Below are 15,566 nucleotides of genomic sequence, written 5' to 3' on the forward strand. Positions count from 1 at the left end.
ATTTACCAAGGAAAGAACATGACGTTGTACGAATCCATTGTCCTGGAAACCCGTAATGGCGCTCTGGGAGATACTTTCGAGCTTCAAGAGCTCACGTCCGAGCACCGCCGGGTAATGTGCCCGAACGGGCCAGCGCTGGTCGAAAAGTATCGAATCGGTTTCGAGTTTTTCATGAGAACAGCAATCGGCACCACCATCGCCAACTATGCCCGTGACGCTCACAGCGGCGCAGGCGGCTACAACGTCAACAAGGGCGCCGCCGCCAAATTCCTGCGCGTGGCGCACAGTACCTACAAGGTTCTCGCAGACGATCAATAGCCGTAACTGCAACCTCACACCGGGGCTTTAGCGAATTACCCCAGCAACTGGCTCAACACCGCGCGCAACTTCCCCGGTTTTACCGGTTTGTTCAGCAATGGTGCGCCAAGCTTGTGCAAGGCCCGCCGGCATTGATCGCTGCGGTCGGCGGTGATGATCACCGCCGGTATCGGCGCGGCAAAGTGCTCACGCAAGTGCCTGACCACCTCGCAGCCCACCACACCATGGTCCAGGTGGAAATCCGCCAGGATCAGCTCTGGAGCGCGCTCTTGCAAGGCCTGCAAGGCGCCTTCCTGGTCGGTTGCGGTTACCACTTCACAGCCCCACTGCCCTAGCAGCGCGCCCATGCTTTCAAGGATGCTCACCTCATTGTCCAGCACCAACAGGCGGCGGCCCGGCAGCGGGTTGCCGACGCTTGGCAGCGGCACGGCCTGGTGAGCGGCCAGGGGCGCCGCTTTACCAAGCGGCACTTCGATGCTGAACATCGAGCCACGCCCAGGCCACGAACGCACTTCGATCCGATAGCCGAGAATCTTGGCGATCCGTTCTACGATCGCCAACCCCAGGCCCACGCCCTTGCGATCCGCCGCGCGGCCAACGTCCAGCTGGTTGAATTCGAGAAAAATGGCCTGCAGCCGATCCTGCGCAATGCCCCGCCCGGAATCCCACACCTCCAGCCGCAAATGGCCGCCGCGGCGCCTCGCGCCGAGCAGGATCCGCCCCTGGTCGGTGTACCGGCACGCGTTGCTGAGGAAGTTGCGCAGGATACGTGTCAGCAACCGCAGGTCAGTGCAGATGGCATAGTCGGCTATGCGCGCATGCAGCTTCAGGCCTGCAGCATCGGCGACCGAGCTGAACTCCGAGACCAGCGGCGCGAACAGCTCATCCAAGCGGTACACGGCTACGTCCGGCTTGACCGCCGCCTGGTCGAGCCGAGAAATGTCCAGCAGGTCGGTCAGCAGGTCTTCGGCGCCTTCCAGGGCCTGGTGGGTGCGCTCCACCAACACATGCTCGGCCTCTGGCAACGGCCGCTCGCGCAAGGTGGAGATCAGCAGGCGCGCAGCGTTCAGCGGTTGCAGCAGGTCATGGCTGGCGGCGGCGAGGTATTTGTCCTTGCTGCGGTTGGCCGCCTCTGCGGCATCACGCGCCTCCAGTAATTCATCGGTACGCGCAGCAACCCGCTGCTCCAGTTCGTCATTGAGCTGTTGCAGGCGCTGCTGGGCCAGTTTGCGTTCGGTGATGTCGGCGACAAACCCCTCTACTATGCCCTCCTGGCCGGGCTTGAGCAGCAGGTTCATCAGCACATCGAGGTGGCTGCCGTCCTTGCGCCGCAAACGGGTTTCGTAGCCATGCAGGCTGTGCTCGCGGGCGAGGATAGCGGTAATGGCCTGCAACTCCTCGGTGCCGCCGTCAAACAGGTGTGCGGCCAAGTCAGTCAGGGAAAACAATACCGCTTGCGGGTCGTCGTAACCGAGCATGCGCGCCAGCGCCGGGTTGGCGGCACGCATGCCGTCCTGCAGGCTGGCCTGGAAAATCCCGTGCACGGCGTTTTCGAACAGCCACTTGTAGCGGTTGCGTTCGGCCTCCAGTTCGTCCAGACGGGCGGAAAGTTCCGGGTAGTGGCTTTTGCGCGCCGAGTGGTCGCCCAGCCCCAGCAGCCCGGCCAGCGCCCGTTGCTGCTCGTCAGAGGGCCTCGCCATAGACCACCTCAACATCACGCTGGCTCGACGCACGGGGGTTGGTGAGGATGCACGGGTCATCCATCGCATGTTGCGACAGGAACGGAATATCGGCAGTACGCACCCCATGCAGCCCCAGGGTTTCATGGAAGCCGATGGCGTGCTTCAGGGCAATCAGGTGCTCCACCAGGCGGCCGCAGATTTGCCGATGGTTGAGGCCACGGCAGTCGATGCCGAATACCTCGGCAATCACTTTGAAACGCTCGGGTGCCGAACTGTAGTTGAACGCCACCACGTGCTCCACCAGCACCGCGTTGCACAAGCCATGGGGCAAGTCGAGGAACCCGCCCAGGCTGTGCGACATGGCATGCACCGCGCCCAGAATCGCATTGGAGAACGCCAGCCCCGCCTGCATGCTGCCGAGCATGATCTTCTCGCGCAGGGCAATATCGGTGGGGTTTGCAATCATCTCCACCAGGTTGCCATTGATCAGGCGCATGGCTTCCAGCGCATGGGGATCGGTCAGCGGGCCATGGCCGGTGGAGACGAAGGCCTCGATGGCATGCACCAGCGCATCGATGCCGGTGCAGGCCGACAGGAACGGGTCCATGCTCAGGGTGGTTTGCGGGTCGATCAGCGACACGTCCGGCACCACCGCCTTGCTGACGATGGAGAACTTCATGCGCTCCTGCTGGTTGGAAATGATCACGAACTGCGACACGTCCGCCGAGGTGCCGGCGGTGGTCGGGATCAGGATCAGTGGCGGGCTGGGCACGCGGATCATATCCACGCCTTCGAACTCGAGGATGCTGCGCCCGTGGGCGACCACGATGCCGATGGCTTTGCCGCAATCCATCGGGCTACCGCCGCCAACGGCGACGATAACGTCACAGTGGTTCTGCCGGTAGATCTCGGCGCCGAGCATTACCTCTTCGACTCGAGGGTTGGGAGACACGTCGGTGTACAGGCAGTAGTCGATGCCCTGGGCCTGCAGGCTGGCCTCCACATCCGCCACCCAGCCGGCGGCGATCACGCCGGGGTCGCTGACCACCAGGACCTTGCGTGCACCGAAGGTCTTGGCGTAATTGGCGACATTGTGCCGGCAACCGGCACCAAAGATGATTTCAGGCGATACGAACTTGCGAAGCGGGCTGAAACTCTGGCTCATCGGAAAGCCTGTTCTTATTGTTCTGGAAGGTAACCGCCAGCGTAAAGCATCCGGCCGCGAAAGCAACCAGACCAAAGCGGGGCCACGGTTCATTCGACCCAGGCCTTGGCGCGGGCCACCTCCAGGAACGCCAGCACGTCCTCTTCGAGCCCTGCTGCGCTGGGGAAGCGTCTTGCCAGGCGATCTATGATGGCAGCCACGCTACGCTGGCCGTCCAGCAGCTCCAGTACCCAACCGGCACTGGCGTTGAGCTCGATGATGCCTCCGGGGTACAGCAGCACATGGCAAGCCTGCAGCGGCTCCCAGTGCAGGCGGAAACCTTTGCCCAAAGCCAGTGTGTGCTCGCGATCGATCAGCTTCACAGGGGCATCGGCACTGAAGGCCCGGCCACCGATGCGGTGGCCGGGCAGGCATCAGCGATTGGCGAAATACATCGTCACTTCGAAGCCAATGCGCAAGTCGGTGTAAGCGGGTTTATTCCACATCGGGCAAGTCCTCTTCTTGTGCCGGAGAATTCCGGTAGAAGCATTAATGCACGGGGGCGGGCTGGGCCGAATGCTACTTTGGAACGAGCTTACGGGGTGCGTTGGTAGGGGCCTCTTCGCGGGCACGCCCGCTCCCACAGGCCTGCAGTTGTGCGGTCCCTGTGGGAGCGGGCGTGCCCGCCAAGCAAGCGGCGTGGTTTAGAAGAAGCCCAACGGGTTGATGTCGTAGCTCACCAGCAGGTTCTTGGTCTGCTGATAATGGTCGAGCATCATCTTGTGGGTCTCACGGCCAACACCCGACTTCTTGTAGCCACCAAACGCTGCATGCGCCGGATACAGGTGATAGCAGTTGGTCCATACCCGCCCGGCCTTGATCCCCCGGCCCATGCGGTAGGCGCGGTTGATGTCGCGGGTCCACAGACCGGCGCCCAAGCCGAATTCGGTGTCGTTGGCGATCGCCAGCGCTTCAGCTTCGTCCTTGAAGGTGGTCACGCCCACCACCGGGCCGAAGATTTCTTCCTGGAACACGCGCATCGTGTTGTTGCCCTTCAACAGGGTCGGCTGGATGTAGTAACCGCTTGCCAGGTCGCCCTGCAGCCGCTCGGCACTGCCGCCAGTCAGCAGCTGCGCGCCCTCCTCCTTGGCAACCTGCAGGTACGAAAGGATCTTGTCGTACTGTTGCTCGGAAGCCTGGGCACCGACCATGGTCTCGGTATCCAGCGGGTTGCCACGTGTGATCTTGGCGATTTTCTTCATCACCTCGGCCATGAACGGCTCGTAGATCGATTCCTGGATCAGCGCCCGCGACGGGCAGGTGCATACCTCGCCCTGGTTGAAGAACGCCAGCACCAGGCCTTCGGCGGCCTTTTCGATGAACGCGGGCTCGGCCTGCATGATGTCTTCGAAGAAGATGTTCGGCGACTTGCCGCCCAGCTCGACGGTGGACGGGATGATGTTCTCGGCCGCGCACTTCATGATGTGCGAACCCACCGGGGTGGAGCCGGTGAAGGCGATCTTGGCAATGCGCTTGCTGGTAGCCAGGGCCTCGCCAGCCTCGCGGCCAAAGCCCTGGACGATGTTCAGCACACCGGCCGGTAACAAATCGGCGATCAGCTCGGCGAAAATGGTGATCGACAGGGGCGTTTGCTCAGCCGGCTTGAGCACCACGCAGTTGCCGGCGGCCAGCGCCGGGGCAAGCTTCCAGGCGGCCATCAGCAGCGGGAAGTTCCACGGGATGATCTGCCCGACCACGCCCAACGGCTCATGGATGTGATAGGCCACGGTGCCTTCGTTGATCTCGGCGGCACCACCTTCCTGGGCACGGATGCAACCGGCGAAGTAACGGAAGTGGTCCGCCGCCAGCGGCACGTCGGCATTCAAGGTTTCGCGCACGGCCTTGCCGTTGTCCCAGCTTTCGGTGACGGCCAGCACTTCCAGGTTCTGTTCGATGCGGTCGGCGATTTTCAGCAGCATCAGGGCGCGGTCTTGCACCGAGGTCTTGCCCCAGGCTTGAGCGGCGGCATGCGCGGCGTCCAGGGCGCGGTCGATGTCCTGGGCAGTGGAGCGCGGGAATTCGGCAATCGGCTGGCCATTGACCGGCGAACTGTTGGTGAAGTATTGGCCAGCCAGCGGCGGCACGAACTCGCCATTGATGAAGTTGCCGTAGCGTGGTTTGAAGGACACGACGGCACCTGGAGTTCCGGGTTGTGCGTAGATCATGCTGAGCCTCTGCGGGTCGATGCCTGTCCCACGACAGGCGATGGACCGATGGTAAAATGCCCCGCGTGCCGGGCGAATGCATCGTTGGCAGCGGGGCTCTCGTCATTTGGTAGTAGGGTTACAGCGTTATGGCTGAGCGCTTGCCGTTTGCTGCAACTGTTTGGGCAGTTTGAAGGTCCAGAGCATGCCGCCCTGGTTGAAGTCCTTGACCCGCTTGGCCACTTCGCCGCCCCACAGCGGCACCGCACCACCCCAGCCGGAAACCACCGAAACGTATTGTTCGCCGTCCATTTCCCAGGTCACGGGCGAGCCGAGCACGCCGGAGCCGGTCTGGAACTCCCAGACCTTGTCGCCAGTCTTGGCATTGAAGGCCTGCAGGAAGCCTTCCGGCGTGCCGGTGAACACCAGGTTGCCCTTGGTGGTCAGCACCCCGCCCCACAGCGGCGCGTAGTTCTTGTGGCGCCACACTTCCTTGCCGCTGATGGGGTCGATGGCGCGCAGCACGCCGATGTAGTCTTCGTTGAGCGGCTTGATGGTGAAGCCGGCGCCGAGGAACGCCGCGCCCTTCTTGTAGGCGATGCCTTCGTTCCAGATGTCCATGCCCCACTCGTTGGACGGCACGTAGAACAGCCCGGTGTCCTTGTTGTAGGCCATCGGCATCCAGTTCTTGGCACCGAGGAAGGCCGGGGCGACGAACACCGAGCTGCCCTTGGCCTCGCTACCCGGCGCGCCTGGGCGGCTGGCGTCGTTGTAGATAGGCCGGCCATCCTTGTCCAAACCGGTGGCCCAGGTGATCTTGTCGACGAAGGGGAAGCCGCGGATGAACTTGCCGTTGGTGCGGTCCAGCACGTAGAAGAAGCCGTTGCGGTCGGCCGTGGCGGCAGCCTTGACCTCCTTGCCGCCGTCCTTGTAGTTGAACGAGATCAGCTCATTGACGCCGTCGAAGTCCCAGCCATCATGGGGCGTGCTCTGGAAGTGCCATTTGATGGTGCCGTCGTCCGGGTTCAGCGCCAGGCGCGACGAGGAGTACAGGTTGTCGCCGGGGCGCAGGTGCGAGTTCCACGGCGCAGGGTTGCCAGTGCCGAACAGGATCAGGTTGGTTTCCGGGTCGTAGTACCCGCCCAGCCATGGCGCCGCACCGCCGGTCTTCCACAGGTCGCCAGGCCAGGTCTTGCCCGCCTCACCGCCAGAAATACCGTTTTCGATCGCCTTGCCATCCTTGTACACATAACCCATGTGCCCTTCCACGGTGGGGCGCATCCACAGCAGCTCGCCGTTTTCCGGGTTGTACGCCTGGATCTTGCCCACCACGCCGAACTCACCACCGGCAACGCCGGTGATCAGCTTGCCGTTGACGATCATCGGCGCGGCGCTGATGGAGTAGCCTTCCTTGTGGTCGGCCACTTTCTTGCTCCAGACCACCTTGCCGGTGTCCTTGTTCAAGGCCACCAGCTTGGCGTCGAGGGTGCCGAAGAACACCAGGTCGCCGTACAGCGCCACGCCACGGTTGATCACATCGCAGCACGGGCGGATGTCATCCGGCAGGCGTGCATCGTATTGCCACAGCTTCTTGCCGGTGCGGGCGTCCACGGCGAACACCCGCGAGTAGGAGCCGGTCAGGTACATCACCCCGTCCTTGATCAGCGGCTGGGCCTGCTGGCCGCGCTGCTTCTCACCGCCGAAGGAGAACGCCCAGACCGGCCGCAGTTCCTTGACGTTGTTGGCATTGAGCAGGTCCAGCGGGCTGTAGCGCTGGCCCTGCACGCCCAGGCCGTTGGTCACGATCTGCTGCGGGTTCTTCGGGTCCTGGAGGATTTCTTCATTGCTGACAGCGGCGTGAGCCGCGCCGGCAAGCAGCATGGCGCTGAGCACCAGGCTCACGGCGAACAAGGGGCGACGTGGGGATCGGGTCATGACGGCTACCTTTGGCTTTATTGTTGTGTCCGGGAAAATTTCCCGGTGTGCCGAGAATTCTTGGTTGCCTACCCGGTTACCAACAATTGGCCGCAGTGCGGAGATTTCTAGTTCCTTGGTATCGGCTTGGGATTTGCGTGGGGGCACAGATCGAGCGCCGCCCGCGCGGCGCTCGATCTCACAGGCGCAAAAAATGCCATGACGAACCCTAAAAAGCCTCACCGCCCCCATCCACCCGCCGCAGCTGCTGTCGCTCATAACGCGGATACAGATGGCTGACACTGCGAATCAGCTCATACCGCGTCAAGCTGATCCCGGCAAACCTCTCAGGGATGGGCCTGCGAATCATCTCTGCCATGTCATCGCCGCGCGCCGCGCCATCACGCATCAGGCCATCCAGCCAACCCAGGTAGTCACGCATCTGCGCGAACGGCTGCGCATCACTGGCCACCGGGCCGTGGCCGGGCACCAGTTGCTTCCAGGGCAACGCCTGCAAGGTGTCCAGGTCCTTGAGCCACACCTCCAGCCCCGGGCTGTTGGGCGTGGTCAGGGCACGTTCGTAGAACACCAGGTCGCCGGCGAACAGCACGCCGGTGTTTTCATCGAGAATCGCCAGGTCGGCACCGGTATGCCCGCTCAGCGCCAGCAGCCGCAGGCGGTGCCCGCCCACTTCACGCCCCCCCGGCTGCAGCACCTGGGTCGGCAACACCACCTCGGTACCGCGCATCCAGTCGCCAACCAGGCGGTACATGTTTTCGGCCATGGCGTCGCCTTGCTGGCGCAGCAGGTCGCGGGTGCCGGCCAAGGCGCCAATCGGCACATCTGCAAAGGCCTGGTTGCCCAGTACGTGATCAGGGTGATGATGGGTCAACAGCACTTCCAGCACCGGCTTTTCGGTGACGGTGGCAATCGCCTGACGCATCGCTTCGCCATAGCGTTTCGATGGCCCGCTGTCGATGACCACCACACCACTGTCGGTGACGATGAATGCGGTGTTGACCACATTGCCGCCATTGGCCTTGGCAAAATTGTCGGTGCTGCCTTCCAGCAACCAGGTGCCCTCGGCGATCTGCCGGGGAGTGAGCCGGTATTCCAGGTCGGCCTGGGCCGGCAGCCCCAGGCACAGTAGCAATAGCAGGGTCCAACGCATGACGGCGCCTCTGGTCTGGGGTGAAGTCGGGCAACTGCTCAGGGCACCGCTGCCTCGAACTGGTTGCCGCTGTTGTCCTGCAACAACAGCCGGGTTGGCCCGGTGCCGCGGATGTCAAAGCCCAGGTTGGGGTTTTCGCTGACCGCCGGGTACAGCTCGAGGCTCGCCAGGCGCTGGCCGTCGTCGCCTTGCAACTCGGCATGGTTGAGGAAGAACTCGGGAATGCCGCTGACCAGGCCGTTATCCATCGGGTGGGCCACCTGCAGGCGCAGGCGGCTGCTGTCGCCACGCGGGTAGCGCCCGCCCAGCACTTCACCGAGGTGCTCCTCCCAGCCGGGTTGGGTACGGACTACGCTGGGCGCGGTACACCCGCCACCTGCGGCATCAATCAGGGTCGAGCCGACATGCCACAGGCCATCGCGCGTCAGCACGGCGGCACGCAGCGGCGTGGCCTGCTCGATACGAATACGGATCGACAACCAGGGCAGCACGCGCTCGCCAGGCTGGAAGTCGACGATGCGCGGCAGCGGGTTGAGTTCGGCCCAGGCGATGATCCGCACCACCTCGCCTGTGAACGCCCGGGCGTCGATCTCCAGCGGCACCTGCCGCGCGTCCTCGGCAAAGGGCGGCGCCAGCAGTTTTACACGGTCATCGAACACGAACGCTGCCTGGCCCAGTATCTGCTTGTGGTAGAAGTCCCACATGACCGAGGGCACCGGGTCTATGTGGGTGCCCTGCGTCGCAGCCTGGGCCGCCAAGGGCATCCAGCAGGCCAGCAGGAACGTCGCTCGCCAGTTCATGGCCACTCCTATTGATACATCTCCGGGACCTCGTAACGCAGGCCGTAAGTGGCATACATCGCCTTGAGCCGGCCATCACGGATCATGCCCTCGAGGGCCTCCTCCACCGCATAGGCCAACTGCCGGTTGCTTTCGTGCACAGCCATGCCGATTTCCCAGGCTTGCTTGCCAAGGTTCGGGTAGGCGTTTTCCGCCAGGGCCAGTTGCGGGTCGGCGGCTTGGTGCAGCTGCCAGTCGACCTCGCCGCGCATCGCCATCACCGCGTCCACCTGGCCGGCCTGCATCGCGGCAAATGCCTGCTGCACGTTGGGGTAATGGTGGGTCTTGGCGCTGAGCATGCCGTTGAACACCGAGGTCAGGTAGAACGACGGCACGCTGTCGACCTCGACCCCGATCGGGTGCTGCTGGAACACCGCCACACTGGCCACCGAGGCCAGCCGGCGCTGGTCATAGGCCACCTGCCAGCGCTCTTGCTGATAGGGGCCGAACATCACCACCTGGGCGTTTTCCAGCTCGCCCAGTTCGTTGCGCTTCTGCGCGTAATCGTGATCGTATGGCACCCGCATCATCAGGTCGGCCAATTGCTGGTGGCGCAGCGGGCTGCCGCGCCAGATGTAGTCGCGCAGGTCATCGTCGAGCTTTTCTCCAGGCGGTGCCCAAATCAGTTGCAGGCGCACCCCCAAGGCCGTGGCGAGGGCCTGTGCCAGCTCCACATCGACGCCTCGCGGCTGGCCGTGGTCCTGGAAACTGTAGGGTGCGAAATCCTTGTACACCGCCACTTTCAACTCGCCGGCGGCGATGATCGCGTCGTAGTTGCGCACCTGCGCCTGAGCCACCGCGCAACACAGCAGCAGGCCACTCAACAGCACCGTCCACAGGCGCATGGCCGTCACTCCTCGACGTGCACGCTGTCCAGGTAGGTGCGCACCGCCCACAGCGCTTCCTGGCTCAGGTAATCGGCCATCTTAGGCATGTACACGCGGCCGTCGCGCACCGCACCGTGGCGCACCCGCTCAACGAACCACTCATCGCCGGCATCACCGGCATCGAGCATGCGCAGGTCCGGGGCGATACCGCCGGACTTGGCCTCCAGCCCATGGCAGGCCGCGCAGTTCTGGTTGTAGGCCGAGGCGCCGATTTCCACGGCCTTGTCGTGCTCGGGTGAGCTGCGGTAAGGGTTCACTGCCGCCCAACCGTCGCCGTCCAGGCTAACGCCAGCGTCCTTGATCGAGGTCAAGCCCTTGGTCTCCACGGCCTGGGGCACCACGTTGCCATGGGCCCAGGCCGTGCCGGTCAGCACAGCCCCGGCCAGCAACCCTGCAGCAAGCAACACATCGCGTTTTTTTGTCATTGTTATGCCCTCACCATTGCACGCAAAGCCTCAACCACAGAGGCCGTGCCGCCATCTTAGAAACAGCCCGCAGGCGGCCGAATGCTGCTTTGGTGGCCGGGCCTTACTCCCTTGGTAGTAGGGCTTGTGGCGAAGGGCCAATTGAGGTGCCGTGCGGGAACTCTTCCCGGCAAGGGCGGGAATTTTTCCGTATCCCGCAACCACCGCCCCACCCCACCCTGTGCAGGCCAAAACCTCCACTGGGAACTGCAACCATGACAATAAGATCGCTACCCGCCCTTTCCCCTCTGGCCTTGAGCGTGCGCGTCCTGCTGATGGCCGGTAGCCTGGCCCTGGGCACTGTGGCAACAGCGGCCACCCCCTCTGCTGCACCTGCCGGCAAGCACGTCACCTGGGAAGACATCGCCAATGACCACCTGACCACCCAGGACGTGCTGCAGTACGGCATGGGCACCAACGCCCAGCGCTGGAGCCCGCTGGCCCAGGTCAACGACCAGAACGTGTTCAAGCTCACGCCGGCCTGGTCCTACTCCTTCGGCGACGAGAAGCAGCGCGGCCAGGAGTCCCAGGCCATCGTCAGCGACGGCGTGGTCTACGTCACAGGCTCCTACTCACGGGTATTCGCCCTCGATGCCAAGACCGGCAAACGCCTGTGGACCTACAACCATCGCCTGCCCGACAACATTCGCCCGTGCTGCGACGTGGTCAACCGCGGGGCAGCGATCTACGGCGACAAGATTTACTTCGGCACCCTAGACGCGCGGGTCATCGCCCTGGACAAAAACACCGGCAAAGTGGTGTGGAACAAGAAGTTCGGCGACCACAGCGCCGGCTACACCATGACCGGCGCACCGGTGCTGATCAAGGACAAGACCAGCGGCAAGGTCCTGCTGATCCACGGCAGCTCCGGCGATGAATTCGGCGTGGTCGGCCAGCTGTTCGCGCGCGACCCGGACACCGGCGAAGAGGTGTGGATGCGGCCTTTCGTCGAAGGCCACATGGGCCGCCTGAACGGCAAGGACAGCACCCCAACCGGCGATGTCAAGGCGCCGTCCTGGCCAGACGACCCCACCACCGAAACCGGCAAGGTCGAGGCCTGGAGCCACGGCGGCGGCGCCCCTTGGCAAAGCGCCAGCTTCGACCCCGAGACCAACACCATCATCGTTGGCGCGGGTAACCCCGGCCCGTGGAATACCTGGGCGCGCACGTCGAAGGACGGCAACCCGCATGACTTCGACAGCCTGTACACCTCCGGCCAGGTCGGCGTCGACCCGAGCACCGGCGAGGTCAAATGGTTCTACCAGCACACCCCCAACGATGCCTGGGACTTCTCCGGCAACAACGAGCTGGTGCTGTTCGACTACAAAGATAAGGACGGCAAAGTGGTCAAGGCCACCGCCCACGCCGACCGCAACGGCTTCTTCTACGTGGTAGACCGCAACAACGGCAAGCTGCAGAACGCCTTCCCCTTCGTCGACAACATCACCTGGGCCAGCCACATCGACCTGAAGACCGGGCGCCCGGTGGAAAACCCCGGCCAACGCCCGGCCAAGCCGTTGCCGGGTGAAACCAAGGGCAAGCCGGTGGAAGTCTCGCCACCGTTCCTTGGCGGCAAAAACTGGAACCCCATGGCCTACAGCCAAGACACTGGCCTGTTCTACATCCCCGGCAACCAGTGGAAAGAGGAATACTGGACCGAGGAAGTGAACTACAAGAAAGGCTCGGCCTACCTGGGCATGGGCTTCCGTATCAAGCGCATGTACGACGACCACGTCGGCACCTTGCGCGCCATGGACCCGACTACCGGCAAGCTGGTGTGGGAACACAAGGAGCACCTGCCGCTGTGGGCAGGCGTGCTGGCCACCAAGGGCAACCTGGTATTCACCGGCACGGGTGACGGTTTCTTCAAGGCGTTCGACGCCAAGACGGGCAAGGAGCTGTGGAAGTTCCAGACCGGCAGCGGCATCGTTTCGCCGCCCATCACCTGGGAGCAGGATGGCGAGCAGTACATCGGCGTGACCGTGGGCTATGGCGGCGCGGTGCCGCTGTGGGGCGGCGACATGGCCGAGCTGACCAAACCCGTGGCGCAGGGCGGCTCGTTCTGGGTGTTCAAGATCCCTAGCTGGGACACCAAGACTGCACAGCGTTGACCTGCAGCGGGGAGCGGGCCTGTGCCCCTCCCCGCATCAGCCCTTCTTCTGCATAGAGCCTTTCGCCATGAACTACTTACCCTTTGCCTTGCTGTTGGTGCTGTCCCCTGCCATGGCCGAGAATGCCGACGATGCTGGCAACGATGCCCCTTTGACCATCAACGGCTGCGTGATTGCCGAAGCCAGCCAGTGCCCGGGGGCCAACCTGCGCGGCGCCAAGCTGGCCAACCAGGACCTGCGCAAGATGAACCTGGCCGGCGCCGACCTGCGCGATGCCGACCTGCGCCATGCCCAGTTGGACCTGGCCAACCTGGAAAGGGCCCGCCTGCAAGGCGCCAACCTGACCCGCGCCAGCCTGCAACAGAGCAACCTGCGCTTGGCCGACCTGAGCAATAGCAGGCTGGTGGCCATTCAGGGCTGGGGGCTGTTCGCCCAAGGGGCACAGTTTGCCAAGGCCGACCTCAGTGCGGCCTACCTGCAGTTCGCCAGGCTGTCCGGGGCGAAGCTGCAGCAGGCCAACTTGCAGGCGGCGGACCTGGAGATGGCCTGGTTGAGCAAGGCTGATCTACAAGGGGCCAACCTGGGCGATGCCAACCTGCAGGAAGCAAAATTTGGCCAGAGCAACCTGGCCCGCGCCGATTTGCGCGGGGCGCGGCAGCATTACGGGAATTTTCAGGAGGCCAACATGGAAGGGTGCAAAGGGTGCCCTGAGACTTGGGACAAGTGAGCGCAGGGTTCGACGTGGGATGTGTGGCGCCTGGGAGACCGAGCGCCACTTCTGTCATGTCGGCCATCACCCCGCCACCCGTACCACCCCAAGGTCGATCCCCAGGTGCACCAGCTCGGCATGCGAGCTGACCTGCAACTTGCTCTTGAGCAAGGTCAGGTGGTTGGACACGGTCTTGGCACTGATACACAACTGCTCGGCAATCACCCGCATCGGCGTCCCCTTGGCCAGCATCGTGAAAATCTCCAGCTCGCGCTGGGTCATGCGCTGCAACCGTGGATCACTGGCGCTCTGCTGTGACGTGCACGCCAACTGGGTGGCCAGAGGCTGCTCGATGTAGGCATGCCCGGCCATCACCCGCTGCACCGCCTCGATCAACACCTCGGGCGCCGAGTTCTTCGTCAGGTAGCCCGAGGCCCCCGCGTCCAGCGCCTGACGCACCAGCGGCAGCTCGTCGTGCATGCTGAAAAACAGTACCCGCAGTTGCGGCAGGCGCTGGCGCAGGCGGCGGGTGGTTTCCAGGCCACTGATACCGGGCAGGCCAAAGTCCATGATCACCAGGTTGGGGACTTGCTCCTGCACCCGGGCCAGCGCCTCTTCACCACTGGCAGCCTCACGCACCTGCATCAACGGCAGCACCGCCCGCAGCAGGCTGGCGTAGCCCTGGCGGACCACGGCATGGTCATCGACCAACACGATATTCATCACACCTCCTTGGGAATGTTCAGGGCCAGCGCCCAGCCGCCACCCGGGCGGCTGAAAATACGCAGCTCCCCGCCCAGGCTACGGGCGCGCTCGGCCATCGAGTGCAAACCTAGCCCTGGGCGCTGGGGCGGGCGTGCGCCGCAGCCATTGTCGCGAATGAACAGGCGCAAACCCTTGGCACTGCGCTGCAGACGTACCCGCACCTGGCTGGCGCCGGCATGCCGGGCGACGTTGGTCAGCGCCTCCTGCAGCAAGCGGTACAAGTGCGTTCTGCTCGGCCCAGGCAGCGCCGGCAAGTGCTCGCCAACCCGTAGCCGGCATTCGATGCCCTGGCTGGCCTGCCACTGGCTCACCAGCAGGCCGAAAGCCTCGGCCAGCGGCATGTAGTGCAGCGCCACGGGGTACAGGTTGTGCACCAGCGCGCGAAAACCCTGCTGCAAGCGCTCGCAATTGAATTCGAGGGCGTGCGCCGTCTGCGTCACCACCGCAGGCTGATCGGCCACCATGCGCAACAGGCAGAGCTGAGCACGCATGCCGGCCAGGTACTGCCCCAGGTCATCGTGCAGGGTCTGCGCCAGCTGGGTACGCTCTTGTTCCTGCACCGCCAACAGGGCTTGGGTCAGGTGGGCATTGTCAGCCTGGGCCTGCTCCAGCGTGGCAGCCATGCGGTTGAAGTGTTCCGCCAACTGGCGCGCTTCCGGCAGGCCGGCTTCGCGCAGGCGTGCTGTCAATTGCCCGCCTGAAACCTGGCGCAAGGCACCCAGCAATTCCTCCAGCAGGCCCATGGCACGCCGCACCGCCCAGCGGATGGTCAACAGGCTCAACAACAGGGCCAGGCCGCACAGGCTCAGCAGTTGCTGCAGCGAATCCCAGACTTCGTCGATTTCATCCCGCGCATCCACGGCTATCAACACTCGGCGCCCGTCACTCAGCGCCAGCAGCCGACTGCTGTGATCGCGCTCGCCAAACAGCTGACGCCCCAGCCAGGCATCGACACCGCCTTGGTGTGGAAGCTGTGCAGCTTCACCCGGCGCCAGCCAGTGCACCCGCACATGGCGCAAGCGCTCGGTCAGGCCGGGTTGCAGGCTCGCCGGGTCACGCTCGGCAGTGTCGCCAAGGTACGCCACCACGGCTTCGGCAGACTGCAACTCACGCTCGACGTCCGCCACCGCCTGGTGCAACAGCACCCCGGCGCACGCCAGCGTCACCAGGGCAAAGCAGAAGGTGACCCAAAGGTTGATACGCCACAGGGCAGACAGGTTGATGAGGCGCATGGGCGGTTCTCCTCGGGGCGCTGCGGCCCATCGTAAAACCGTGGCCTGCGCGGTGAATTACTACCTTGGTACCGGCCGAGCGCTACTTTCTGCATATTTCCCCCTCCCGGCGGGGTTCCTATGCTG

At 64.0% G+C, this 15,566-nt stretch carries 15 protein-coding genes; 3 read left to right on the top strand and 12 right to left on the bottom strand.

Features of this window, described 5'->3' with window-relative positions:
- Nucleotides 1-18 precede the first annotated feature (18 nt).
- On the top strand, nucleotides 19-318 hold the full coding sequence (locus AB5975_26275) for a hypothetical protein (protein XDR19936.1): 300 nt from the start codon (nucleotides 19-21) through the stop codon (nucleotides 316-318).
- 35 nt (nucleotides 319-353) lie between these two features.
- On the opposite strand, the gene AB5975_26280 is transcribed toward AB5975_26275, so the two are convergent.
- The 10 genes from AB5975_26280 to pedF form a co-directional block, all read right to left on the bottom strand.
- Nucleotides 354-2,018, bottom strand: a complete 1,665-nt coding sequence (locus AB5975_26280) for a NahK/ErcS family hybrid sensor histidine kinase/response regulator (GenBank protein XDR19937.1) — start codon at nucleotides 2,016-2,018, stop codon at nucleotides 354-356.
- Complete coding sequence (ercA, locus tag AB5975_26285) at nucleotides 2,002-3,165, bottom strand: alcohol dehydrogenase-like regulatory protein ErcA (GenBank protein ID XDR19938.1); 1,164 nt, start codon at nucleotides 3,163-3,165, stop codon at nucleotides 2,002-2,004. Before ercA ends, AB5975_26280 begins: the two co-directional genes overlap by 17 nt.
- A gap of 89 nt (nucleotides 3,166-3,254) precedes the next feature.
- A complete protein-coding gene (gene pqqD, locus AB5975_26290; GenBank protein XDR19939.1) occupies nucleotides 3,255-3,527 on the bottom strand; it encodes a pyrroloquinoline quinone biosynthesis peptide chaperone PqqD in 273 nt (90 codons plus the stop codon).
- A 51-nt stretch (nucleotides 3,528-3,578) separates the two neighbouring features.
- Nucleotides 3,579-3,650, bottom strand: a complete 72-nt coding sequence (gene pqqA / locus AB5975_26295; protein XDR23037.1) for a pyrroloquinoline quinone precursor peptide PqqA — start codon at nucleotides 3,648-3,650, stop codon at nucleotides 3,579-3,581.
- 198 nt (nucleotides 3,651-3,848) lie between these two features.
- Entirely contained in the window at nucleotides 3,849-5,369 is a 1,521-nt protein-coding gene (locus AB5975_26300) for an aldehyde dehydrogenase family protein (GenBank protein XDR19940.1), read from the bottom strand.
- 126 nt (nucleotides 5,370-5,495) lie between these two features.
- Nucleotides 5,496-7,283 (bottom strand): PQQ-dependent alcohol dehydrogenase PedH, encoded by a 1,788-nt coding sequence (gene pedH, locus AB5975_26305; protein ID XDR19941.1) that lies wholly within the window; start codon nucleotides 7,281-7,283, stop codon nucleotides 5,496-5,498.
- 208 nt (nucleotides 7,284-7,491) lie between these two features.
- Nucleotides 7,492-8,433, bottom strand: a complete 942-nt coding sequence (locus AB5975_26310) for a quinoprotein relay system zinc metallohydrolase 1 (protein ID XDR19942.1) — start codon at nucleotides 8,431-8,433, stop codon at nucleotides 7,492-7,494.
- A gap of 38 nt (nucleotides 8,434-8,471) precedes the next feature.
- Nucleotides 8,472-9,233, bottom strand: coding sequence for a quinoprotein dehydrogenase-associated SoxYZ-like carrier (locus AB5975_26315; GenBank protein ID XDR19943.1), 762 nt, complete (start codon nucleotides 9,231-9,233; stop codon nucleotides 8,472-8,474).
- An 8-nt stretch (nucleotides 9,234-9,241) separates the two neighbouring features.
- Nucleotides 9,242-10,117, bottom strand: a complete 876-nt coding sequence (locus tag AB5975_26320; protein XDR19944.1) for a substrate-binding periplasmic protein — start codon at nucleotides 10,115-10,117, stop codon at nucleotides 9,242-9,244.
- Nucleotides 10,118-10,122: 5 nt separating this feature from the next.
- Nucleotides 10,123-10,584 (bottom strand): cytochrome c-550 PedF, encoded by a 462-nt coding sequence (gene pedF, locus AB5975_26325; protein ID XDR19945.1) that lies wholly within the window; start codon nucleotides 10,582-10,584, stop codon nucleotides 10,123-10,125.
- A gap of 254 nt (nucleotides 10,585-10,838) precedes the next feature.
- Here pedF and exaA point away from each other — a divergent pair, with 254 nt between their 5' ends.
- Nucleotides 10,839-12,734 carry a quinoprotein ethanol dehydrogenase gene (exaA, locus tag AB5975_26330; protein ID XDR19946.1) on the top strand — a complete coding sequence of 632 codons (1,896 nt, stop codon included), beginning with the start codon at nucleotides 10,839-10,841 and terminating at the stop codon, nucleotides 12,732-12,734.
- Between the two features lie 67 nt (nucleotides 12,735-12,801).
- Nucleotides 12,802-13,461: a pentapeptide repeat-containing protein gene (locus tag AB5975_26335; GenBank protein XDR19947.1), complete on the top strand. Its 660-nt coding sequence runs from the start codon at nucleotides 12,802-12,804 to the stop codon at nucleotides 13,459-13,461.
- Between the two features lie 66 nt (nucleotides 13,462-13,527).
- On the opposite strand, the gene AB5975_26340 is transcribed toward AB5975_26335, so the two are convergent.
- Both AB5975_26340 and AB5975_26345 read right to left on the bottom strand, forming a co-directional pair.
- Nucleotides 13,528-14,166 carry a response regulator gene (locus tag AB5975_26340; protein XDR19948.1) on the bottom strand — a complete coding sequence of 213 codons (639 nt, stop codon included), beginning with the start codon at nucleotides 14,164-14,166 and terminating at the stop codon, nucleotides 13,528-13,530.
- Entirely contained in the window at nucleotides 14,166-15,440 is a 1,275-nt protein-coding gene (locus tag AB5975_26345) for a histidine kinase (GenBank protein ID XDR19949.1), read from the bottom strand. The genes AB5975_26340 and AB5975_26345 overlap by 1 nt, the downstream gene beginning before the upstream one ends.
- Between the last annotated feature and the right edge of the window lie 126 nt (nucleotides 15,441-15,566).

The sequence above is a fragment of the Pseudomonas putida genome, from assembly GCA_041071465.1.
Classification (GTDB): Bacteria; Pseudomonadota; Gammaproteobacteria; order Pseudomonadales; family Pseudomonadaceae; genus Aquipseudomonas; species Aquipseudomonas putida_P.

Coding starts and splice junctions, on each gene's coding strand:
- AB5975_26310 (XDR19942.1), bottom strand. CDS start 8,433: ATGCGTTGGACCCTGCTATTGCTACTGTGCCTGGGGCTGCCGGCCCAG.
- ercA (XDR19938.1), bottom strand. CDS start 3,165: ATGAGCCAGAGTTTCAGCCCGCTTCGCAAGTTCGTATCGCCTGAAATC.
- AB5975_26300 (XDR19940.1), bottom strand. CDS start 5,369: ATGATCTACGCACAACCCGGAACTCCAGGTGCCGTCGTGTCCTTCAAA.
- AB5975_26275 (XDR19936.1), top strand. CDS start 19: ATGACGTTGTACGAATCCATTGTCCTGGAAACCCGTAATGGCGCTCTG.
- pedH (XDR19941.1), bottom strand. CDS start 7,283: ATGACCCGATCCCCACGTCGCCCCTTGTTCGCCGTGAGCCTGGTGCTC.
- AB5975_26340 (XDR19948.1), bottom strand. CDS start 14,166: ATGAATATCGTGTTGGTCGATGACCATGCCGTGGTCCGCCAGGGCTAC.
- AB5975_26335 (XDR19947.1), top strand. CDS start 12,802: ATGAACTACTTACCCTTTGCCTTGCTGTTGGTGCTGTCCCCTGCCATG.
- AB5975_26280 (XDR19937.1), bottom strand. CDS start 2,018: ATGGCGAGGCCCTCTGACGAGCAGCAACGGGCGCTGGCCGGGCTGCTG.
- exaA (XDR19946.1), top strand. CDS start 10,839: ATGACAATAAGATCGCTACCCGCCCTTTCCCCTCTGGCCTTGAGCGTG.
- pedF (XDR19945.1), bottom strand. CDS start 10,584: ATGACAAAAAAACGCGATGTGTTGCTTGCTGCAGGGTTGCTGGCCGGG.
- AB5975_26315 (XDR19943.1), bottom strand. CDS start 9,233: ATGAACTGGCGAGCGACGTTCCTGCTGGCCTGCTGGATGCCCTTGGCG.
- AB5975_26320 (XDR19944.1), bottom strand. CDS start 10,117: ATGCGCCTGTGGACGGTGCTGTTGAGTGGCCTGCTGCTGTGTTGCGCG.
- AB5975_26345 (XDR19949.1), bottom strand. CDS start 15,440: ATGCGCCTCATCAACCTGTCTGCCCTGTGGCGTATCAACCTTTGGGTC.